This is a genomic window from Streptomyces sp. NPDC020958 (assembly GCF_055562175.1).
In genome coordinates this window covers 278,223-300,477 of the sequence record NZ_JBVHFU010000005.1, presented here as the reverse complement: position 1 = coordinate 300,477, position 22,255 = coordinate 278,223, and the positions used below count along the sequence as shown (strand labels likewise).

Below are 22,255 nucleotides of genomic sequence, written 5' to 3'. Positions count from 1 at the left end.
TCCTCAGCGCAGACGGCAGACTCCGGCGGTGACCTCGAACTCCCCGCGCCCCGCTCAACACGAACCCATTCCCGCCGACCCTGATCTCTATCCGGATCTCGCAGCTGCTGGCAGTCTGGCCGCGGCCCTGGCACTGACTGCTGCCGAGCAGGGGCTTGATCTGGGTGCGGTGCTGAGCAACGATTCGGACCCGCTGCGGACAGCTGGCGTCACCAGCACAACCCCTGGCCGGGAACCCTGCTGGATCTTCATCGGATCGGAGAGCCGTTGGTTCAACATCAACGGCCCGTGCCAGGGGGTTCAGCTGCTCTCGGGCTTGACTTCCGATCTGGGCGAGCTAGCCCGAGCTGCGGCAGGTTGGCGTGACGGGGCCAGGCTCCGCGAGATCCAGGATGATGCTGCCTTCATTGAGGTGAGCGAGCTGACCGAAGCGCATGAACTCGGTCCGGCCGAGGCAGTCACCGTGCAGTGGCGACTTCTCTTGGAAGGCTTGCACCAGGACGCCGATCGACTCGACCTCGCCCGCCAGACACTGGCGCTCGCCGAGGCTGCGTCCGCCGAACCGAAGCTGCGGCAGTTGTATCCGTTCACCAGCCACTGGTCGCTGCACTTCACGACCTGCACCGGGTTCCCGTACTCATGGGACGTGCCGTTCATCGATCCGCTGAGCGACGGGCGATATCGCGTCTGCGGTCCTTCTCGTGGAACGGTCATCGGTGAATGCGACACCGCGGCAGCAGCCATCGCCATGGTGGTGGTCGCGCTTCCGGCTAACTGCGGGCCTGCTGTCGCAGGCACCGCAAACGATCAGCGTCAGGGCTGACTCGCGATCTGGCTCTGCATGGTGCTGATGGCCGCGATGACCTTCTCGCCGAAGGGAGTCAGTGTCATGGCCCGGCCGCGTTCCGCGCGTGCAAGCAGTGCCTTTCCGAGGTCCCGTTCGAGGCGGTTGATCTGGATCACCAGGGCCGACTGGTGGATGCCGAGATCTTGGGCTGCTTCGGTGAGGGTGGGATAGGACTGGGCTGCCAGGAATCGCGCGAGTCGTTGCCGCGCGTATGGGCCGGTGAGGGCTTTGCGGAGGATGACGGGAAGAGCCTCGGCTTCGTCGGCGGTGCGGAGGACGGTCTGGTGGCTCGCTCCGCCGCGTGGCCGGAGGGGAATGTTGTGGGTGTGGGCCCAGCGAGCCATGTTCGCGGTGCTCATGCCGGCTTCTCGGGCGAGGTCCGGCAAGGTCCGGCGGCGGTGGACGTACTGCTCGATGAGCCAGTCCCGTTCGACGGTTCCGCGGCGCTTGTAGTCCTTGGGGCCCTCGCGGAGCGGGATGCCGTAGTCCTTGGCGAGGTCGGTCAGCACTCTGCGGGAGAAGCCGGTGAGGGTGGCGATCTGCTGGAGGGACCGGTGTTCGTCGAGGTAGAGCCGGGTGAAGCGCTCTGCCGGAATGGCTTGCCGGGCATGCTGCCGGATGCGGCCGGTGGCTCTGGCGGCGTTCTTTGTCAGTGGGGGTGCGGGGGCTGGATGTTCGTCGAGAGCATGTCGGATGGCCTCGACGGTCGTGCCCAGGACCTCGGCGGCGTGCTGAACGGGGTGCTGGCGTTCTCGGACGAGCTGGTGCAGGCGGGGTAGGTCAACGTGCGCCGGGTCGGGTCCGGGAGGGGAGAGCCCTGCCAGCAGGGTGGCGGGCGGCTGCCAGGTCATGGGCTCGTCGTGGATGTGGTGTGAGGCCAGGAAGTTGAGGGCTTCCTGCTGGAGGGCGTGCGCGAGTTCGGGGGTCTGAAGCGCGGTGAACCGCAAGGACGTCGCCCGGAACTCTGCGCTGTCGAGCCCGCCCAGGTCGTCGGGGACAGACTCGGCGGGCAGGCCGCTGAGACGTTGGAAGAGCTGGCTGCGTGCGATGCGTTCGCGCCGTCCGGTTCCCGGTGGTGTTCCGGTGCGGCGGCAGATCTCCAGCCAGCGGTCATGAGGAAGCAGGCCGGTGTAGTCGAGGAGTCGGCGTCGGCCGTAGTCGATGGGGGTGCTGTTGGCATCAAGGTAGTCCGCGAGCCGGTCCAGGGCAGTGGCGATGTCCGGCCATTGCGGAAGGTCGTCGAGTTCCTGGAGGAGGCGTGAGATCTCAGTGCCGTCGATGGCGTCGCCGACCAGCCCGGCTGCCTGGTCCAGGGATGTGCGGCTGTCGGAAATCAGCAGCAGGGCAGCGAGAACGGGGGCCAGAGCCCGCGCATTGATTCCTTCAGGTGGTGCGAGCTGGATCGTCCAGGGCGGCCAGAACATCGTGGGGATCTTCCTGGCTCGCTGCTCGATGTCCCGAGTGGTCCTGGTCGGCCGGCGGGGGGTCTCGGTCGTGATGCGGTAGCGGACGTATTCGCTGGGGCGGAGGGAAGGGGCGAGGGCGGCCAGGTGCACGGACTGCAGCACCGGGCTGATTCCCCGGCCCCAGCTGTCGATGCTGGTTGCCGAGATCTGCGTGAGTTCCTCGCGTACTTTTTCCAGCAGGCCCCGCAGGGCCTCGCCGGCCGGGTGGATTCCTGGTTGCTCCAGGATGCCCAGGGCCATGGTGACCGCGACGGCCGTGTCCGCGGCTCGGGGCGGAGCCATGAACCCCGGACGTTCCAACGCCTGTCCGGTGTGCGGGGAGACCGGATCGGTGCTGAGGTGCGCTTCTGCAATATCAGCCGGGATCCGTTCCTGGAGGACAGCCGCGGGCAGGTCGCTCAGGACGCGTATGCCCAGGGCCCGGATGTCGGCCAGCACTGCCGATGCCGGCTGGGGAGAGGTCCGGTAGGGGCCGAAAGCAGCCGTTGCACCGTCGATGATCTCCATCACTCGGTCCTGTGCCATGAGAACCGGATGGTCAGGAGGCAGGAGAAGCGTCGAAGCGCAGGTCAGATCGGTGCCGCAGCCAGCCGAGAACGGGCGGGTGGGGCGGGTCGGTGGATTGCCGCAGAGTTCAGGCTGGGGGACAGACCGGCCTGAACGGGGCCGCTGCCGCAGCACCCTCCCGCAGTGCGGGCAGCAGTCCGCCAGCAGTCTGCGGTGCCGGGTGCAGGCAAAGGAGAAACCGAGCCTCCAGGACAGCTGCCATCGCCCACCACTGGCAAGAAGGCACTCCGGGCAGAACCGGGATCCCCCTCCGCGGCCCCAAAGGACATGCCGTGACACGGCCCGGCCTCCGGCACTCATGTGGAGGGCCCGTCCGTCGTAGTGCGCCAGGGTCAGGGCAGCGATTGTCTCCGGGGACGTCCCGGTGGCGTGCGCGACGGCATTGATCTGCTGCTCGTCGAGGACGATCGTCCAGTCTGCCGGGATGCCCCGGAACTGGTTTCCGGCCCGGTGCCGGACCGGGAATCCGAAGTGCAGCAGGACATCACCGAGCGCGGTGTCCATCCGTCTGGCTGTCGCCTCCAGCCATGAGTCCAGGGCCTCGCCGGGCAGTGGAGGGAGCCGGATCGGCAGGGTGCGGACCGGCGTTCTCATGCGGGTCGTCGGCTCCGGGGCCGCGGGCGGCTGGTCAGCCGTTTCTTCTCCAGCGCGGCCTGCAGTTCGAGGCGGGCAGCCTCGGATGCCTCGTCGTTCTTCACCCGGTCCATGAGGTCCTGGTCAAGATGTTCGGCGCCGGTGCGGACCGCCCGCTGGCAGCTGCGGTTGATCAGCGTCATCAGCGAGCCGATATGTCCTGTGCTGCGGGCGAAGAGGTAGTCCGACAGGTCGTCCGCGAGCATGCCGGGGTGCTTGTCGGTGAGCACGACGCGCTGTTCGAGGGCCAGCAGCATCTGCCGCCATTCCCGACGGCCGGCCTCCGTATCGATGGTGAACGGTCGCAGTCCGAGGCGGGTGGTGCGGCGGCCGGTCTGGGCCAGAGCGGTGTCGCGCCCGTTCGTTCCTTCGCCGAACAGTCCCTTCTTCGCGAGCTCGACCCCCACCATCAGCAACGTCACCGGGAACTCGTTGGCGATCCACTTCAGATGGTTACTCACCTCGATGCCGCTCTTCTGTCCCCATTTCAAGAAGTGCAGATCGTCCAGAACCACTAGGCGGACATCACAGGACAGCACGCAGTCCAGCACCCGCCGTCCGAACTGGGCGGTGGTCCCCCGCATCTGTCCGGGGTGGCCGAAGAACTCCAGCATGGCTCGGTTGAGATCCTTCATTCCGGTGTTCCCGGTCAGTCCGACCCGGCAGACCGGGATCCGCTCGTGCCCCTGGCTCGTGAACGCTCCCGACTCCTCGATCTCCCTCTGGTGGAAGTCCCGAGCGAAGGCCAGCACCGAGGTCGTCTTGCCCAGCCCGGGGAACGCGTCGACAGCCACCGCCCCTTTGGCCTTGTCACCGTCCTGCTCGTTGCTGTCGACGATGTCCCATAGGTCTTCATGGAGCTCTGTCAGTTGCGGCGTCTTGACCGGGCCGATGTTCGCGTGCCACTGCCGGCGCTGACGGTCGTAGTCCGCCCGCGCCTGTGTGGGCAGGGACTTCAGCTGTTCTCGGGTCAGCAGGTCGGGCCGGCTGCGGCGGGGGCTCTCGGCGAAAGCCTTGAAGTCCTCCTTCCGCGACAAGGCAAGATTGCCCGGCTGCGGAACGCTGCCGTCGTTCACACGTCCTCCAGGGCATCGGCGTAGAAGTCGCTCTCCCCGGCGAGGTCCTCCAGATCAGCCCCGTCGTCGTCCCCCGCCTCCGCCACCACGTCGGGCTCCCGCAGTTCCACGGTCTGCTCGTCCTGGCCGAGGGCCTTGCGTACGGAGGGAAGCGAGACGACCGTCTCCGACTCACTCTCCGGAAGCTCGATGGCGGCCTGCTCGCGCGAGAGCCGCAGGGCCATGCGCCGCTCGGCGATCGTGGTGCCCAGCCCGAGATTCCACCGCTCCAACAAATCAGCGACAGCAAGCCGGTCGTCGGGGAAGCGATACTTCGAGGCCGCCAGCTGCCGGGCGAACGCCAACGCGTCCTCGCTCAGCGGCATCTCGGCCGACGGCGCGTGCTCCCAGACCAGCGTGTGCCAGGCCCGAGTAGCCGGATCACGGAAGTAGATTCGGGTGATGTCGTCGGGGTCCACCTGGAAAGGCCAGCCGTTCTTGACCGGACTGTCGTAGGGGCTGCGGACGCCCGGCTCAGGCAGGCCAGGGCCGCTGTAACGGCGCCGGCCGATCTCGACCCCGTAGTGCTGGACCGTGCGCCACTTCGTCTGCAGAAACTCGAACGCGAGATCGCGATCCCGGGGAACCTCGACGTAGCCGGCGCGGGCCATGCCGTGCTCGAACATCTTCGCCGGGGACATCCGCAGCCCCGGCAGGCCCGGATCGACCAGGCTGGAGTGCGGTCGGCAGTGATAGACCGCTGCGGTCCACTCCCGGATGATCGCCTCAAGCTCGTCGAGGAAGAAGAACGCGTCGTCCTCTGGGCTCTCGCCTCGCGAGTGGATGTCGGGCCCCTTGTAGCCGGGCAGCACCTGCAGCAGTCCCTCCCGCAAGGTCCGGAAGTAGCGCTCGACTGGCCCCTTGTCGCGGCCCGTCCGCAGCCGGGCCGGCTGGATGGAGATCCCCATCCGTCGGCAGACGCTGGTCAGATGCTCCGAGACATAGACCTTGCCGTGGTCGACGATCAGCGTCTCGGGAACCAAAGGTGGCGAGGCCAGGCCCGGTCCGGTGGCGCCTTCGACATCGACGAGGACGGTGCGGGGGATGCCGTGCTCGGGCCAGACCGCGTGCCGAGGCCAGTCCCGCCCCGCCGGCCTCGGCCGAAACGACTGGAACAGCACCGCGCTGACATCCACCGCCTTCGTCGAGACCGGCGTGAGCCGGATGCCCGTGATGCAGCGGGTGTACCAGTCCATCCCGACACTCAGCTCGGCCTGCACCCACTTCAGGGTCAGCGGGTCGAACGCGAAGACGTCCAAGCGGGTGGAGTCCATCAGCAGGTACTCGCCTGGCCGTGTCGGCCGCAGCTTGCCGTACTGGCCCTCCGGCCGACCGGCGATATCCCGGTTGCGCTTCGTACTCAGCCGGAACAGCGGATGTCGTCGTTCCAGCTCCTCCAGCAGCCGAAACGCCGTCGCCCGACTCGGCTGCGGCACCACTCCCTCACCGAACCGCGCAATCACCCGAGCCCGGGTCCGCTCGATCACCATCGTCCGCGACGGCCGCGACTGGTCGGTGTGCTCGACCATCACCTCTACCGCGGTCTCCACCCATCGGTCATCGACCGAGGTCTGTGACCGCTCCGACTGCGTCCTCCTCGGTGCAAGCCCGGCCTCGCCATGCTGGAGAAATCCAGCGACCCAGCGCTCAATGGTGCGGGTCGTCACGCCAAGTTCCGCCGCCTTGGCTGCCTTCCTCGCCTCCATCGGCACTGCCGTGTCGTAGGTGGCCTTCGGCTCGTCGTCAGCCGCCAACTCCCTGCTGCCGGAGCGATATCCGGTCAGCACCTCGCGGACATGCCCAGCTCGCTCCAGGACCTTCTGCTTCTCCTCCGCATCGAGCTGTCCGAGGAGCACGGAAGCGATCTCGCCTTCGTCATCCGCGGACGGTCCCGGGCCATCAGGACTGACCGCAGCGCGGTCAGAGAACAGCAGCTCCTTGAGCGACAGCCGCAGGAGCCGCCCATGACCATCCTTCAAGACCACTTCGTTGCCCGCTGTGGTCGCAGCCATCTCCACTACTTCGACGGATTCCCCGTCGTAGCGGAAGCGCGTACCAACTCCGACGCGAGCGGCCGCCCTACTCACGCTGCCCTCCTCAGGACGTGCGAAGGGCCGAGCGGCCGGTCGAGATCGGTTAAGAAGGCCTGTGTCCAGAGCAAATGGTGGATCGCAGCACGGACTTGAGGTTCTGGTCGATCTGGCAGATACCCCACGGCCTGCCCCAGAAGAACCCCGTTGAGATCCGCATCCCGCAGCTCTTCCAGAATCTCGGGGGTGAATAGCCAATCCCTGCGGTAGCCCGCCAGGAACCGGATGTTCTCAAGCTCTGTGGCCGGAGGATCACTCCAGACCTCGTACTTCCATCCCCGCGATTCCACCACCTTCCGGGTCCAGTCGAAGGTGAATGCCACCTCTGGCTTGGACAATCGGTGCCGCGGCTTGACGTCGACAACCACCGGCGCCTGCCCGGTGAGCAGGAGATAGTCCGGGATGTGCCGACGCACCTTCCCCTCCAGCACCGTCTGCAGCAGAAATGGCTGGGCCACGATGGTGCGTACGGACGGATCAAAATCGGCGAAGAGCAGACGCGACAGCTCAAGTCGTGACTCGTAGATCACGTGGTCGCGCATCGTCGCCGACCAGTAGGTGCCCGAGTAGTGCTTCTGGCCCCTGTACCAGCGGAACGTCCGCCACGGATGAGCCGTCTGCAGCAACGCCGGTGCCACAGACGCCCAGGAACACTCTTCAACCCCGCCACCGTGCCCACGAAAGCTGACCGTCGCTTCCATCCCCACTCCCGAGTTGGAGTTGCCCTCGGCAGCACGATGCTCCCGTCCAACACGCCGACGGGAGCACACCAGCAACGCTTTCACTCGAACGAGGTACGGCAGCGACCTGCGAATCTCAGCTCAGTGTCGGATCCGACTTCAATCCGACATCGGCCGTGAGATTCCGACACGAAATTTGAGACCCTACAGCACCGATCAGGTCTGTGCCATGTCGACGAAGCGTGAGTAGTGGCCCTGGAAGGCCACCGTGATCGTCGCGGTCGGACCGTTACGGTGCTTGCCCACGATGATGTCCGCCTCACCGGCGCGCGGCGACTCCTTTTCGTAGGCGTCCTCGCGGTGGAGCAGGATGACCATGTCGGCGTCCTGCTCGATGGAGCCGGACTCACGCAGGTCGGACACCATCGGCTTCTTGTCCGTGCGCTGCTCGGGACCACGGTTGAGCTGCGAGAGCGCGATCACCGGGACCTCCAGCTCCTTCGCCAGCAGCTTGAGATTCCGGGACATGTCCGAGACCTCCTGCTGACGGCTCTCGGAGCGCTTGCCGCCGGACTGCATCAGCTGGAGATAGTCGATGATCACGAGCTTGATGTCGTTGCGCTGTTTGAGCCGTCGGCACTTGGCGCGAATCTCCATCATCGACAGGTTCGGGGAGTCGTCGATGTAGAGCGGCGCCGCCGAGACGTCCGGCATCCGGCGGGCCAGCCGGGTCCAGTCCTCGTCGGTCATGGTGCCGGAGCGCATGTGGTGCAGGGCGACCCGGGCCTCGGCGGACAGCAGTCGCATCGCGATCTCGTTGCGGCCCATTTCGAGGGAGAAGATGACGCTGGGCAGATTGTTCTTGATCGACGCGGCCCGCGCGAAGTCCAGGGCGAGCGTGGACTTGCCCATCGCGGGACGGGCGGCGATGACGATCATCTGTCCCGGGTGCAGACCGTTGGTGAGGGAGTCGAGGTCCGTGAAGCCGGTGGGCACACCGGTCATCTCGCCGGTGCGGGAGCCGATCGCCTCGATCTCGTCGAGGGCGCCCTCCATGATGTCGCCGAGCGGCAGGTAGTCCTCACTGGTCCGCTGCTCGGTGACGGCGTAGATCTCGGCCTGCGCGCTGTTGACGATCTCGTCGATGTCGCCGTCTGCCGCGTATCCCATCTGCGTGATGCGGGTACCGGCCTCGACCAGGCGACGCAGCACGGCCCGCTCGTGGACGATCTCCGCGTAGTACTCGGCGTTCGCCGCCGTCGGCACCGTCTGGACGAGGGTGTGCAGATAGGCCGCACCACCGACCTTGTTGATCTCACCGCGCTTGGTGAGTTCCGCGGCGATGGTGATGGGGTCGGCCGGCTCACCCTTGGCATAGACGTCGAGGATCGCCTGGTAGATCGTCTCGTGCGCCGGTTTGTAGAAGTCGTGGCCCTTGAGGATCTCGACGACGTCGGCGATGGCGTCCTTCGAGAGCAGCATGCCGCCGAGCACGGACTGTTCGGCGTCCAGATCCTGCGGGGGGACCCGCTCGAAGGTGGGCCCCGAGCCGTCCCATTCTCCGCTGTCCCGGCCCCGGTCGTGCCGGTCGTCCCGGCCCCGGCCGCCCTCGCCCCGTCGGCGGGAGGCAGGCAGACGATCACTGGGACCGGCGTCGGCCCACGGATCGTCCAAGGGCTCGGAAATGCTCACCGAGCCACCTCCTCCCCGTCCGCCCGGCGGACCTCGCCGTGCCTCTGTTCTACGGCACGGCACTGACAACTAGGTCGCCCCATTCCGGTTCTGCGCGCGTCGGTTTCACGAGGCTTCCGAGGCCGTGACGAGGAGCGGGTGCCGGACCACGTTAGGCCCGCGGGCACCGTCAGCCAATCTGGTTATCCACAGGCCATGTGGACGACGGCCCGTATGCTGTGGAGAACCCCCTGAAACCTGTGCACGACACGGTGGACAGCCCTGTGAACAAGCCCTCGATCTCTCTTCGTCACAGGCCCTGACCTGCTACTTTCCCGTCCACCGGCTGTGCAGAAGAAAAACTTCCCCGGTCGGACCAAGATCGCGTCGAACAGCGCGCGAAAGCATGGTCCGCCCACACACACGTAAGGGTCACTGCTGGATTGCATCTCTTACCTGTGGACGATTACATTAGGACCCATGCCACAGGCCCCCGCGATCCCCCAGGCCACCCGCCGACAGCACGACAGAGAGATCGTCGCGCTGGCCGTCCCGGCCTTCGGCGCGCTCGTCGCAGAGCCGCTCTTCGTCATGGCCGACAGTGCGATCGTCGGCCATCTCGGCACCGCACAGCTCGCCGGCCTCGGGGTCGCCTCGGCCCTTCTGACCACCGCCGTGAGCATCTTCGTCTTCCTCGCCTACGCCACGACGGCCGCGGTCGCCCGCCGGGTCGGCTCCGGTGATCTGCAAGCGGCCCTCCGCCAGGGCATGGACGGGATCTGGCTGGCACTGCTGCTCGGCGCCGCGGTCATAGCCCTGGTCCTGCCTCTCGCTCCAGGAATCGTGGACGCCTTCGGCGCCTCGGCCACCGCCGCTCCCTACGCGACCACTTATCTGCGGATCTCCTCGCTGGGCATCCCGGCCATGCTGGTCGTGCTCGCTGCCACCGGTGTCCTGCGCGGCCTCCAGGACACCCGTACCCCGCTGTACGTCGCCGTCGCGGGCTTCGTCGCCAACGCCGGGCTCAACGTCGGCCTTGTCTACGGCGCCGGACTGGGCATCGCCGGTTCCGCATGGGGCACCGTCATCGCCCAGTGCGCGATGGCGGCGGTCTACCTGGCCGTCGTCGTCCGTGGCGCCCGGGGACACGGGGCGTCTCTGCGGCCCGATGCCGCCGGGATCCGGGCGTCAGCACAGGCCGGCCTGCCGCTGCTGGTACGGACGCTCTCCCTGCGGGCCATCCTCATGATCGCGACGGCCGTGGCGGCCCGCATGGGTGACGCGGACATCGCCGCCCACCAGATCGTCCTTTCACTGTGGAGCCTGCTGGCCTTCGCTCTGGACGCGATCGCCATCGCCGGGCAGGCGATCATCGGCCGCTATCTCGGTGCGGACGACGCTGCCGGGGCCCGCGAGGCCTGTCGGCGCATGGTGCAGTGGGGCATCGCCACCGGTGTGGGCCTGGGGCTGCTCGTGGTGAGCGCCCGGCCGCTGTTCCTCCCGCTGTTCACGAGCGACCCTGACGTGAAGCAGACCGCACTGGCCGCCCTGCTCGTCGTGGCGCTCTCCCAGCCGATCTCCGGCGTGGTGTTCGTCCTGGACGGCGTTCTGATGGGGGCCGGAGACGGTCGGTACCTCGCTTGGGCCATGGTCGTCACTCTCGCGGTCTTCACACCGGCGGCGCTGCTGGTCCCCGCCCTCCGTGGTGGGCTCACCGCCCTCTGGGCGGCCATGATGTTGATGATGGCCGTGCGACTGCTGACCCTCTGGCTGCGGGCACGCTCGGGCCGCTGGATCGTGACAGGCGCCACCCGCTGACCGGCGCACCCCCGGCAGGGGTTCCACGGGAAACGTCGCAAGCTGTCATGTTTCACGTGAAACGAAAGGGGGCCGCACCCATGACGGGTGCGGCCCCTTTCAGCTACGGCTCAGGCAGAGCGCAGCGTCAGGCCGCGACGACCTCGATGTTGACCTTGGCGGCAACCTCGGGGTGCAGACGCACGGACGTCTCGTGGGCGCCCAGGGTCTTGATCGCCGAGACGACCTCGATGCGACGCTTGTCGACCTCGGGACCACCCGCAGCCTTGATCGCCGAGGCGATGTCGGCCTGAGTGACGGACCCGAAGAGGCGACCGGCGTCGCCGGCACGGACGGCCAGGCGGACCTTGACGCCCTCGAGCTGGGCCTTCACCTGGTTGGCCTGCTCGATGGTCTGGATCTCGTGGATCTTGCGAGCACGGCGGATCTGCTCGACGTCCTTCTCGCCACCCTTGGTCCAGCGGATCGCGAACTTCCGCGGGATCAGGTAGTTGCGGGCGTAGCCGTCCTTGACGTCGACGACTTCACCAGCGGCACCGAGGCCGGAGACCTCGTGGGTCAGGATGATCTTCATTGGTCGGTCACCCTTCCCTTAGCGCGCGGTGGAGGTGTAGGGCAGCAGCGCCATCTCACGGCTGTTCTTGACGGCCGTGGCGACGTCACGCTGGTGCTGCGTGCAGTTGCCGGTCACGCGGCGGGCACGGATCTTGCCGCGGTCGGAAATGAACTTCCGCAGCATGTTCGTGTCCTTGTAGTCCACGTACTGGACCTTGTCCTTGCAGAAAGCGCAGACCTTCTTCTTAGGCTTGCGCACAGGCGGCTTCGCCATGGTGTTTCTCCTGTGTGATCAAGAAGTTTGGGTGTGCCCCGCTCCTCGGCCCGGGGGCCTAGAAGGGAGGCTCGTCCGAGTAGCCGCCGCCACCGCCGCTGCCGCCGGAGCCACCGCCCCAGCCGCCGCCCTGGTTGCCACCACCGGCGGGAGCGCCGGAGGCCCAGGGGTCGTCGTTGGGAGCGCCGCCCTGCTGGCCGCCGCCGGAGCCACCGCCCCAGCCGCCGCCACCCTGGCCGCCGCCACCGGCGTAACCGCCCTGGCCACCGCGTCCGCCACCACCGGCGGTCTTGGTGACCTTGGCCGTGGCGTTCCGCAGGCTGGCGCCGACTTCCTCGACGTCCAGCTCGTAGACCGTGCGCTTGACACCCTCACGGTCCTCGTAGGACCGCTGCTTCAGCCGGCCCTGCACGATGACGCGCATGCCTCGCTGGAGCGACTCGGCGACGTTCTCCGCCGCCTGCCGCCATACCGAGCAGGTGAGGAAGAGGCTTTCGCCGTCCTTCCACTCGTTCGTCTGGCGGTCGAAGGTGCGGGGAGTGGACGCGACGCGGAACTTCGCGACCGCCGCACCGGACGGGGTGAAGCGCAGCTCGGGGTCGTCGACAAGATTGCCGACGACCGTGATGACGGTCTCGCCTGCCATGGGGGAACCTCTCGGCGGGTTTGCTGCTGGCTGCTTGCTGCTACTCGAATCCCGAGCTCAGCTGAGCGGGAAGCTCAGTGGGTCTCGGGGCGGAGGACCTTGGTCCGGAGGACCGACTCGTTCAGGTTCATCTGGCGGTCGAGCTCCTTCACGACCGCAGGCTCGGCCTGCAGGTCGATGACCGAGTAGATGCCCTCAGGCTTCTTCTTGATCTCGTACGAGAGACGACGACGGCCCCAGGTGTCGACCTTCTCCACCTTGCCGTTGCCCTCGCGGACGACGGAGAGGAAGTTCTCGATCAGGGGGGCGACGGCGCGCTCCTCCAGATCGGGGTCGAGGATGACCATCACCTCGTAGTGACGCATGTGGAACCCACCTCCTTTGGACTCAGCGGCCACGGTCGTTCCGTGGCAGGAGGGTTGTGATGCGTACGCAACGGTATCGGCGGCCACTGACAATCGGGGGCTTCCCGCGGGATCCCCTGTCACGGCATGGGCAGACACCGGTGCAGACGGTACAGAGTACCCGCACACCCGCTTCCGGTTGAAATCCGGCCGCCAGGGCACGCAATCTGTACACATCGGGTGTGTATGGCGCTACGATGCGCCGTCTTCCGCAGGAGGTGCCCTATGGCACAGGCATTGCGACCCAACACCGCCGGATCCCTGTTCGCCACGGACGGCAAGAGCCATCCGCTCCAGGACTCACTGATGGCAGTGACCCTGGTGCTCGGACTGATCGCCTTCATCACGTGTTTCTTCCACGGCCTCCACCTGCTCAGCTCCTGGGCCGGTCTGATCGGCATCTTCACCGGCCTGTACGGGCAGTGGGTCTCGATCACCACACGCGAGCGCTTCGGTGTGATCCTGGGTCTCGGTGCCTCGGGCATCGGCTTCTTCATCGGGATGGCGAACGGCGGGCTGTTCGGCTAGCCCTCGGCACCCCCCGCACCCCAGCGGAACGTCCCGGCCCGACAGGGCCGGGACGTTGGTGCCGTACGCCCGGTCGGGCCGCGGGCGAGGCGCAGTAGGCTTCGGCGCGAGAGCCGGAGCCCCTGTACCCATGGGGACACACCAGCCCGAGGAGCGCCCCGACATGAGCCTGACCCTGAGGACCATCAGCCGCGAACAGCATCTGGCGTACATCCAGAGTCTGCCGGCGGCTAGCCACATGCAGGTCCCGGCCTGGGCCGATGTCAAGGCGGAGTGGCGTTCGGAGAACCTCGGCTGGTTCGACGAGCGCACCGGCGAGATGGTCGGCGCGGGTCTGGTGCTGTACCGCCAGCTGCCCAAGATCAAGCGTTATCTGGCCTACCTGCCCGAGGGCCCGGTCATCAACTGGTTCGCGCCGAATCTCGACGACTGGATCCAGCCCATGCTGGCCCACCTCAAGCACCAGGGCGCCTTCTCCGTGAAAATGGGCCCGCCGGTGATCATCCGGCGCTGGGAGGCCAACTCCATCAAGGCGGGCATCCAGAACCCGGACGTGAAGCGGCTGCGCGACATCGAGGCCGACTTCATCGAGCCGCGTGCCTTCGAGGTGGCCGACAAGCTGCGCCGGATGGGCTGGCAGCAGGGCGAGGACGGCGGCGCCGGCTTCGGCGACGTCCAGCCGCGCTACGTCTACCAGGTGCCGCTGGCGAACCGCTCCCTGGAAGAGGTCCACAAGAACTTCAACCAGCTGTGGCGGCGCAACATCAAGAAGGCCGAGAAGGCCGGTGTCGAGGTCGTCCAGGGCGGTTACGAGGACCTGGCGGAGTGGCAGCGGCTGTACGAGATCACGGCCGTGCGCGACCACTTCCGGCCGCGCCCGCTGTCGTACTTCCAGCGCATGTGGACGGCCCTGAACACCGAGGACCCCAACCGGATGCGGCTGTACTTCGCCCGGCACAACGGGGTGAACCTGTCCGCGGCGACCATGCTGATCGTCGGTGGGCACGTCTGGTACTCCTACGGCGCCTCGGACAACATCGGGCGCGAGGTCCGGCCGTCGAACGCCATGCAGTGGCGCATGCTGCGCGACGCCTACGCGCTCGGCGCCACCGTCTACGACCTCCGGGGTATCTCGGACTCGCTGGACGAGACGGACCACCTCTTCGGGCTGATCCAGTTCAAGGTGGGCACCGGCGGCCAGGCCGCCGAGTACCTCGGCGAATGGGACTTCCCGCTGAACAAGCTGCTCCACAAGGCTCTCGACATCTACATGTCGCGCCGCTGACGTCACGCTCCGTGCTTCTATAGCCCTGACACACCGCAGTCCTCTGGCACACCCCAGCCATCCAGAAAGGTTCCAGGTCCGGCCATGGCGCTCACGCTCTACGTCGACACCGCGCGCTGGCGGGCGCACCACAAGCACGTGCAGGAACAGTTCCCGGGCCTGGTCCCGGTCTGCAAGGGCAACGGCTACGGCTTCGGGCACGAACGGCTGGCGGAGGAGGCCACGCGTCTGGGCTCGGACGTCCTGGCCGTCGGCACGACGTACGAGGCCGCGCGCATCAAGGACTGGTTCGGCGGGGACCTGCTGGTGCTGACGCCGTACCGGCGCGGCGAGGAGCCGGTGCCGCTGCCCGACCGGGTCATCCGCTCGGTGTCCTCGATCGACGGCGTGTACGGCCTCGTGGGCGCTCGGGTGGTGATCGAGGTGATGTCGACCATGAAGCGGCACGGCATCAGCGAGCAGGACCTGCCGCAGCTGCACGCCGCCATCGAGAACGTCCGGCTGGAGGGCTTCGCCATCCATCTGCCGCTGGACCGCACCGACGGCTCGGACGCCGTCGAGGAGGTCATCGGCTGGATGGACCGGCTGCGGGCGGCCCGGCTGCCGTTGCACACGATGTTCGTCAGCCACCTCAAGGCCGACGAACTCGCCCGGCTCCAGCAGCAGTTCCCGCAGACCCGGTTCCGGGCGCGGATCGGCACCCGGCTGTGGCTGGGGGACCACGACGCCACCGAGTACCGCGGTGCGGTGCTGGACGTCACCCGCGTCGCCAAGGGCGACCGGTTCGGCTACCGGCAGCAGAAGTCGGCCTCGGACGGCTTCCTGGTGGTCGTGGCGGGCGGTACGTCGCACGGGGTGGGCCTGGAGGCGCCGAAAGCCCTGCACGGCGTCATGCCGCGCGCCAAGGGCGTCGCACGGGCCGGCCTCGCCACGGTGAACCGGAACCTCTCCCCGTTCGTGTGGGGCGGTAAGCAGCGCTGGTTCGCGGAGCCGCCGCACATGCAGGTGTCGATCCTCTTCGTGCCCTCGGACGCCCCGGAACCGAAGGTCGGCGAGGAACTGGTGGCCCATCTGCGGCACACCACCACCCAGTTCGACCGTCTCGTCGACCGCTGACGGTTCTCGGGGCAGTGCGGCGCCGGGGGACCTCAGGACGCCGGAAGGGCCGTACACGGGACTCCGTGTACGGCCCTTCTCACGTCGTGGACCCGAACTGTTCGCTCAGAGCGAACTCTCCTCGGACGACCGGCTTCCCCATGCGACCTGCGGGCCCTCGAAGTGGGCGGCGTGGCGCGCGGGATGCGCCGCGGCACCGAACACGAAGACGTCCTCCGCGCCGTCGAGCACCCCGCCCGAGGGGTCGTCGTCACCGGAGCGGCGTACCACGTCCCGCTCGGGCATGAGGATGTCGCGCACGACCATGGCGCACAGGTAGAGCGTGCCCAGCAGGTGTACGGCGATGGCCCAGTGGTAGCCGTCGGTCGGCAGACCCTTGTGGGCGTCTCCGCTGGTCGTGTACGCGAGGTACATCCAGATCCCCAGGAAGTACGCCACCTCGCACGCCTGCCAGATCAGGAAGTCCCGCCACTTGGGCCGGGCGAGGACCGCCAGCGGGACCAGCCACAGGACGTACTGCGGGGAGTAGACCTTGTTGGTCAGGATGAAGGCCGCGACCACCAGGAAGGCCAGCTGGGCGAAACGCGGCCGGCGCGGGGCGGTCAGGGTCAGCGCGGCGATGCCCAGGAAACAGAGCAGTACCAGGACCATCGCCGCGCTGTTCACGAAGTCGGTCGACGGCGGGCTGGTGGTGTTCTGCGCCCAGATCAGCCAGAACGAGCCGAAGTCGACGCCCCGCTCCTGGCTGAACGTGTAGAACTTCGACCAGCCGTCGAAGGCGAAGATCATCACCGGCAGGTTCACCACGAGCCAGGAGCCCACCGCGCCGCCCGTCGCGACGAGGAACTCCCGCCATCTGCCCGCGCGCCAGCACAGCAGGAACAGCGGACCCAGCAGGAACACGGGATACAGCTTGGCGGCCGTGGCCAGGCCCAGGAGGACGCCGAAGGCGAGGGGGCGGCTTCGGGACCACATCAGCATCGCCGCGGCCGTCAGAGCGACCGCCAGGAGGTCCCAGTTGATGGTGGCGGTCAGTGCGAAGGCGGGCGACAAAGCGACCAGCAGACCGTCCCAGGGGCGGCGGCGGTGGGTACGGACCACGCACACCGCGATGACGGCGGCGCAGATCATCAGCATCCCGGCGTTGACGAACCAGTACACCTGCTCCTGGAGCTGGATGCTGCCGCTGCCCGGGGTGAGCCAGGCGGCCACCTCCATGAACACCCCGGTCAGCACCGGGTATTCGAGGTAGTCCATGTCGCCGGGGAGCTTGTCGAAGTACGGCACCAGACCGTCGGCGAAACCGCGCCCCTGGTAGAGGTGCGGGATGTCCGAGTAGCAGGCGTGGGTGTACTGGGAACTGGCGCCGAAGAACCAGGCGCCGTTGTAACAGGGCGCCTTCTGGACCAGGCCCAGGGCGAACATGCCGATCGCGACGAGGACCACCACTCGTAGCGGCGTCCACCAGGACGTCCCGAGCAGGGCACGCCGCCCGATGGGGCCGCCGATCAGCTCACTGCCGGCCGCGGCGACCGCGTCTTCCCTGGTCGGCCGCACCGGCTCCGGCTCACGCACGCCCGCGGGCGTCGTCTCTGCACTGGGCATGGGGCCCATCCTGCCGTACCTCTCTAGGAATACGCCGAGGGCCGCCGTACCTCCTCGGGTACGGCGGCCCGTGTTTCACGTGAAACACCCTTCGGCGGGCGAAAACCTCACCAACCGGTCAGCCTCGCGACTAGCCGGTCGATCCGCCGAAGAGGTTCCCTCCGCCGTTGGCATTGCCTCTGGTGTTGCCCACACCGGTCGTATCGGTCGGCGACGGCGAGGACGTGGGCCCCGACGTGCCGCCGGTGCCGCCGCCGTCGGTCGAGCAGTTCCAGGCGAACTGGCAGCTCTCACTCGTGCTGGGCGACGGCGCGGTGACCGTCTCGCTGGGCGTGGCGCTCGGCGACTCGCTGGGCGACTCGCTCGGCGTGATGCTCGGGCTGGGCGTCGGAGAGGGCATCCCCGCCTCGTCGGCGATCTGACCGATCGTGGTGGCGTCCGGGAAACCCGGGTCGTTCTTGCCCTTCAGCGCGGACTTCATGTACTCGGTCCACACCGAGGTCGGGATGTCACCACCGTGGATGGACGCCACGCCGGCGGTACCGTTCATGGACAGCAGCTCGGCGTCCTTGGGGTTCTCACGGAACATCGCCACCGACGTCGCCAGCTGCTGGGTGTAGCCGACGAACCACGCCGACTTGTTGCTGTCGGTGGTACCGGTCTTGCCCGCCGCCGTACGGCCCAGGGCCTTGGCGTTGGTACCCGTACCGTTCTGGATGACGTTCTCCAGGGTGTCCGTGACGTTGTTCGCCACGTTCTCGTCCATCGCCCTGGTCAGCTTCGGCTTGTCGAAGCCCGGCAGCTCCTGACCGTCCTGCTTGACCGCGGTCACGGAGTACGGGTCCACGTGCTCGCCGGAGGCCGCGAAGGTCGCGTAGGCGTCGGCCATGCGGATGGCACTGGGGGTGGACGTACCGATGGCGAACGACGGGTTCAGACCCTGCAGCATGCTGTTCGGCAGGATCCCAGCCGCCTGGGCCATGTCACGTACCTTCGTGAGCCCCACGTCCACACCAAGCTGCACGAACGGTGTGTTGACCGACTGCTCCATCGCCTTGCGCAGGGTGATGTAGCCCCAGGGGTACGCACTCTCGTTCCGCTGACGGAAGATCGAGTTGTCCTTGTTCAGGTAGTACGAACCGTCCGGCCGTCGCACCTTGAGGTTGTCGTCGCCGTTGTATTTGCTCAGCGGCGACACTCCGACGCCGTCGGTCTTGTACGTCCCGTCCTGCATGGCCGCCGCGAGCACGAAGGGCTTCCACGTCGAGCCGACGGGGACACCAGACGTGTCGGCATTGTTGGTGAAGTGGTTGTTCTCGTAGCCGGCACCGCCGTACAGGGCGACGATCGCGCCGTCCCTGGGCACCACCGACGCGGCACCGAACTGGACGTACTTGTCCTTCTCGCGGTGCTTCGGGTCCAGGCGCGCCTTCTGGACCTTCTGCACGGCCGCGGTCAACGCGTTGACCCTGTCCTTGTCGAAGGTCGTGTAGATCTGGAAGCCGCCCTGGTCGAACTGCGTCTCGGTGATGTTCGAGTGTGCGAGGACGTACTTCTTGGCCGTGTCGGCGAGGTAGCTGATCTGGCCGGTCATGCCCTTGATCGCCTTCCGGCCCTGCGGCATCGGGTACTGCTTGATGGCCGTCTGGTAGTCGGCGTCGCTGAGGCGCTTGTCCTTGTGCATCTCCCCGAGGATCCAGGCCCAGCGTTCCTTCGAGCGCTGGAGGTTGGCCTCCTTGGTGGCCGCGGGATCGATGTCCGGGTTGCCCGCCGGGTCGTAGTACGTCGCACCCTTGAGCAGCGCGGCCAGGACAGCACACTGGCTCGGCTTGAGGTCCTTCGCGTCCACGCCGTAGTAGGTCTGGGCGGCGGCCTGGATGCCGTACGCGCCACGGCCGAAGTACGAGGTGTTCAGGTAGCCCTGCATGATCTGGGGCTTCTTGAGCTTGGTGCCCACCTTGATGGAGATGAACATCTCCTTGAACTTGCGGGTGACCGTCTGGTCCTGGCTGAGGTAGGTGTTCTTGACGAACTGCTGGGTGATCGTCGAACCACCCTGCGTCTGCCCACCCCGGGCCATGTTGAGCAGGGCACGGGCGATGCCCATGGGGTCGACACCCGAGTCCGAGTAGAAGCTCTTGTTCTCGGCCGAGATCACCGCGTTCTGCATGGCCTGGGGGATCTGGTCGATGGTGACGTTCTGCCGGTTCACGCCCGTGCCCGTCGCGACCATCTGCTGACCGTTGGCCCAGTAGTAGACGTTGTTCTGGGACTTGGCCGCGGTGTTCTCGTTGGGCACGCCCACCATGGCGTACCCGACACCGACCAGCGCGACCAGACTGCCCAGGAAGGTCAGGCACAGCCCGGACACGAGCTTCCAGGAGGGGACCCAGCGGCGCCAGCCGAACCTGTTCGCCCTGGGGTAGTCGATGATGCGTTTCTTGCCCGGATCGGCCATCCGGCCTCTGCCGCGCCCCGGGCCGGCCGGACCACCCGGACCACGGCTCCCGTTGTCGGGCCCTCTGCGGCGGCCCCCTGTGTTTCTCTGCGCCGCCCGGCGGGCCTCCGCTCGGCTGCCGTAGGGGCGCTCCTCACCCCCCGGGCCCTGGGAGTCCGACCCATAGGAAGAGAACCCATAGGAGTCGGAAGAAGACCCGGTGGCGCCTCGCGGTGCCGCACGGCGGCCGGAGGACGGGCCGGACTGGCCGCGTCGGGCCGCGGCACGTCCGCCTCCGCCTCCCTGCGGCTGCGGCGGTTTGCGACGGTGCTCGCTCATCGAACGATTACTCCTCGGGCAGGCGCACCCGTGCGCGCCTGGAAACGGCGGCTGGTTTCCGGTCCCCCCGAAGTACGGATGTGGTCGGTCCTGCATTCACCCGTACTGCACCAGGGACGTGGACGCCCCCCAGGCGTCACTCGGTTCCCGGTGGTCTGCATGCCGCACAGACTACGCACCACCAAAACCCGCCGAGCCCCGAAGTTCACCCCAAAACAGGCAAGTTGCCTCCTGCGAATCGGTGATGTGATCCCGTTCACCGTCATCCCCCTTGTCGCAGAGGGAAGGCCGATCTATCGTCTGGATGTATCGAGTCGATACATCGGACCGAGACAAGCGAGCGGCAGACGAGAGGAGGCGATCATGAGCCGGCGCTCCGGCATCCTTGAGTTCGCCGTACTCGGCCTGCTCCGCGAGTCCCCGATGCACGGCTATGAGCTGCGGAAACGGCTGAACACCTCACTCGGCGTGTTCCGTGCCTTCAGCTACGGGACGCTCTATCCGTGCCTCAAGACGCTGGTCGTCAACGGCTGGTTGATCGAGGAACCGGCGAACACCGGGGAGGATGCTCTCACCGCCCCGCTGGCCGGCCGCCGCGCCAAGATCGTCTATCGGTTGACGGCGGAAGGTAAGGAGCACTTCGAGGAACTCCTCTCCCAGACCGGCCCCGACGCGTACGAGGACGAGCACTTCGCAGCGAGGTTCGCCTTCTTCGGCCAGACCTCACGAGACGTACGCATGCGCGTGCTGGAGGGCCGCCGCAGCCGTCTGGAGGAGCGCCTGGAGAAGATGCGCGCCTCACTGGCACGCACCCGGGAACGCCTCGACGACTACACGCTTGAGCTCCAGCGCCACGGGATGGAGTCCGTGGAGCGCGAAGTGCGCTGGCTGAACGAGCTCATCGAGAGCGAGCGGGCCGGACGGGACCTGAAGGGTTCCGGCTCCGAGGGGTCCGCTCAGCAGAACACCACCCATGGAGCGCCGGGCAACCTGCCCCGGTCCGAGGACACCCCTCGGCCGGATTTGCCCGGCGACACCGCCACGTGAGTCCCGTTCAGGGCCTCACTCGTACACACAGGGAGCAACCGGAATGGGTTCGGTTCGCGTAGCCATCGTCGGCGTGGGCAACTGCGCCGCCTCGCTGGTACAGGGAGTCGAGTACTACAAGGACGCCGACCCGGCGTCCAAGGTGCCCGGCCTGATGCACGTCCAGTTCGGCGACTACCACGTCAAGGACATCGAGTTCGTCGCCGCCTTCGACGTGGACGCCAAGAAGGTCGGTCTCGACCTTGCGGACGCCATCGGCGCCTCCGAGAACAACACCATCAAGATCTGCGACGTGCCCACGTCCGGTGTCACCGTGCAGCGCGGCCACACCCTCGACGGCCTCGGCAAGTACTACCGCCAGACCATCGAGGAGTCTGAGGCCGAGCCGGTCGACGTCGTCCAGGTCCTCAAGGACAAGCAGGTGGACGTCCTCGTCTGCTACCTGCCCGTCGGTTCCGAGGACGCCGCGAAGTTCTACGCCCAGTGCGCCATCGACGCCAAGGTCGCCTTCGTCAACGCCCTCCCGGTCTTCATCGCCGGTACCAAGGAATGGGCGGACAAGTTCACCGAGGCCGGTGTCCCGATCGTCGGTGACGACATCAAGTCGCAGGTCGGCGCCACCATCACGCACCGCGTCATGGCGAAGCTGTTCGAGGACCGGGGCGTCGTCCTGGACCGCACGATGCAGCTGAACGTCGGCGGCAACATGGACTTCAAGAACATGCTGGAGCGCGACCGCCTGGAGTCCAAGAAGATCTCCAAGACGCAGGCCGTCACCTCCCAGATCCCCGACCGGGACCTCGGCGAGAAGAACGTCCACATCGGCCCGTCCGACTACGTGGCCTGGCTCGACGACCGCAAGTGGGCGTACGTCCGCCTGGAGGGTCGTGCCTTCGGTGACGTCCCGCTGAACCTCGAGTACAAGCTCGAGGTCTGGGACTCCCCGAACTCCGCGGGTGTCATCATCGACGCCCTGCGTGCAGCGAAGATCGCCAAGGACCGCGGCATCGGCGGCCCGATCCTCTCCGCGTCGAGCTACTTCATGAAGTCCCCGCCGGTCCAGTACTTCGACGACGAGGCCCGCGAGAACGTGGAGAAGTTCATCCGCGGCGACGTCGAGCGCTGACGTCCG

18 protein-coding genes are annotated in these 22,255 nt (G+C 67.4%); 7 read left to right on the top strand and 11 right to left on the bottom strand.

Annotated elements, in window-relative coordinates; genetic code table 11:
* The first annotated feature begins 28 nt into the window (after positions 1-28).
* On the top strand, positions 29-823 hold the full coding sequence (locus ACZ3KP_RS18295) for a DUF6193 family natural product biosynthesis protein (protein ID WP_467500698.1): 795 nt from the start codon (positions 29-31) through the stop codon (positions 821-823).
* Here ACZ3KP_RS18295 and ACZ3KP_RS18290 read toward each other — a convergent pair.
* From ACZ3KP_RS18290 to dnaB, 5 genes are all read right to left on the bottom strand, one after another.
* Positions 814-3,474 carry a TniQ family protein gene (locus ACZ3KP_RS18290; protein ID WP_467500696.1) on the bottom strand — a complete coding sequence of 887 codons (2,661 nt, stop codon included), beginning with the start codon at positions 3,472-3,474 and terminating at the stop codon, positions 814-816. The genes ACZ3KP_RS18295 and ACZ3KP_RS18290 overlap by 10 nt on opposite strands.
* Positions 3,471-4,589, bottom strand: a complete 1,119-nt coding sequence (locus ACZ3KP_RS18285) for an AAA family ATPase (protein WP_467500694.1) — start codon at positions 4,587-4,589, stop codon at positions 3,471-3,473. Before ACZ3KP_RS18285 ends, ACZ3KP_RS18290 begins: the two co-directional genes overlap by 4 nt.
* Positions 4,586-6,715: a transposase gene (locus ACZ3KP_RS18280; RefSeq protein WP_467500692.1), complete on the bottom strand. Its 2,130-nt coding sequence runs from the start codon at positions 6,713-6,715 to the stop codon at positions 4,586-4,588. Before ACZ3KP_RS18280 ends, ACZ3KP_RS18285 begins: the two co-directional genes overlap by 4 nt.
* Positions 6,712-7,419: a TnsA-like heteromeric transposase endonuclease subunit gene (locus ACZ3KP_RS18275; protein WP_467500690.1), complete on the bottom strand. Its 708-nt coding sequence runs from the start codon at positions 7,417-7,419 to the stop codon at positions 6,712-6,714. The genes ACZ3KP_RS18280 and ACZ3KP_RS18275 overlap by 4 nt, the downstream gene beginning before the upstream one ends.
* A gap of 195 nt (positions 7,420-7,614) precedes the next feature.
* Entirely contained in the window at positions 7,615-9,090 is a 1,476-nt protein-coding gene (gene dnaB / locus ACZ3KP_RS18270) for a replicative DNA helicase (protein WP_360561149.1), read from the bottom strand.
* A 459-nt stretch (positions 9,091-9,549) separates the two neighbouring features.
* Between dnaB and ACZ3KP_RS18265 the strand changes: the two genes are divergently transcribed.
* Complete coding sequence (locus tag ACZ3KP_RS18265) at positions 9,550-10,887, top strand: MATE family efflux transporter (protein WP_467500688.1); 1,338 nt, start codon at positions 9,550-9,552, stop codon at positions 10,885-10,887.
* A gap of 127 nt (positions 10,888-11,014) precedes the next feature.
* On the opposite strand, the gene rplI is transcribed toward ACZ3KP_RS18265, so the two are convergent.
* The 4 genes from rplI to rpsF form a co-directional block, all read right to left on the bottom strand.
* Entirely contained in the window at positions 11,015-11,461 is a 447-nt protein-coding gene (rplI, locus tag ACZ3KP_RS18260; protein ID WP_132888321.1) for a 50S ribosomal protein L9, read from the bottom strand.
* An 18-nt stretch (positions 11,462-11,479) separates the two neighbouring features.
* Positions 11,480-11,716, bottom strand: coding sequence for a 30S ribosomal protein S18 (rpsR, locus tag ACZ3KP_RS18255; protein ID WP_006381652.1), 237 nt, complete (start codon positions 11,714-11,716; stop codon positions 11,480-11,482).
* Between the two features lie 58 nt (positions 11,717-11,774).
* Complete coding sequence (locus tag ACZ3KP_RS18250) at positions 11,775-12,362, bottom strand: single-stranded DNA-binding protein (RefSeq protein WP_467500685.1); 588 nt, start codon at positions 12,360-12,362, stop codon at positions 11,775-11,777.
* A gap of 74 nt (positions 12,363-12,436) precedes the next feature.
* Positions 12,437-12,727, bottom strand: coding sequence for a 30S ribosomal protein S6 (gene rpsF / locus ACZ3KP_RS18245; protein WP_005482942.1), 291 nt, complete (start codon positions 12,725-12,727; stop codon positions 12,437-12,439).
* Between the two features lie 264 nt (positions 12,728-12,991).
* Here rpsF and ACZ3KP_RS18240 point away from each other — a divergent pair, with 264 nt between their 5' ends.
* The 3 genes from ACZ3KP_RS18240 (at position 12,992) to ACZ3KP_RS18230 (ending at position 15,695) form a co-directional block, all read left to right on the top strand.
* Entirely contained in the window at positions 12,992-13,294 is a 303-nt protein-coding gene (locus tag ACZ3KP_RS18240) for a hypothetical protein (protein ID WP_046727593.1), read from the top strand.
* A 163-nt stretch (positions 13,295-13,457) separates the two neighbouring features.
* A complete protein-coding gene (femX, locus tag ACZ3KP_RS18235) occupies positions 13,458-14,579 on the top strand; it encodes a peptidoglycan bridge formation glycyltransferase FemX (RefSeq protein WP_132888324.1) in 1,122 nt (373 codons plus the stop codon).
* Between the two features lie 84 nt (positions 14,580-14,663).
* Positions 14,664-15,695, top strand: coding sequence for an alanine racemase (locus ACZ3KP_RS18230; RefSeq protein WP_132888325.1), 1,032 nt, complete (start codon positions 14,664-14,666; stop codon positions 15,693-15,695).
* 105 nt (positions 15,696-15,800) lie between these two features.
* Here ACZ3KP_RS18230 and ACZ3KP_RS18225 read toward each other — a convergent pair whose 3' ends face one another.
* Both ACZ3KP_RS18225 and ACZ3KP_RS18220 read right to left on the bottom strand, forming a co-directional pair.
* On the bottom strand, positions 15,801-17,300 hold the full coding sequence (locus tag ACZ3KP_RS18225) for a glycosyltransferase family 87 protein (protein WP_467500682.1): 1,500 nt from the start codon (positions 17,298-17,300) through the stop codon (positions 15,801-15,803).
* 130 nt (positions 17,301-17,430) lie between these two features.
* Positions 17,431-20,076: a transglycosylase domain-containing protein gene (locus tag ACZ3KP_RS18220; RefSeq protein ID WP_467500680.1), complete on the bottom strand. Its 2,646-nt coding sequence runs from the start codon at positions 20,074-20,076 to the stop codon at positions 17,431-17,433.
* A gap of 363 nt (positions 20,077-20,439) precedes the next feature.
* Between ACZ3KP_RS18220 and ACZ3KP_RS18215 the strand changes: the two genes are divergently transcribed.
* Both ACZ3KP_RS18215 and ACZ3KP_RS18210 read left to right on the top strand, forming a co-directional pair.
* Positions 20,440-21,123 (top strand): PadR family transcriptional regulator, encoded by a 684-nt coding sequence (locus tag ACZ3KP_RS18215; RefSeq protein WP_358971659.1) that lies wholly within the window; start codon positions 20,440-20,442, stop codon positions 21,121-21,123.
* Between the two features lie 43 nt (positions 21,124-21,166).
* Positions 21,167-22,249, top strand: coding sequence for an inositol-3-phosphate synthase (locus ACZ3KP_RS18210; protein ID WP_132888329.1), 1,083 nt, complete (start codon positions 21,167-21,169; stop codon positions 22,247-22,249).
* Positions 22,250-22,255 lie beyond the last annotated feature (6 nt).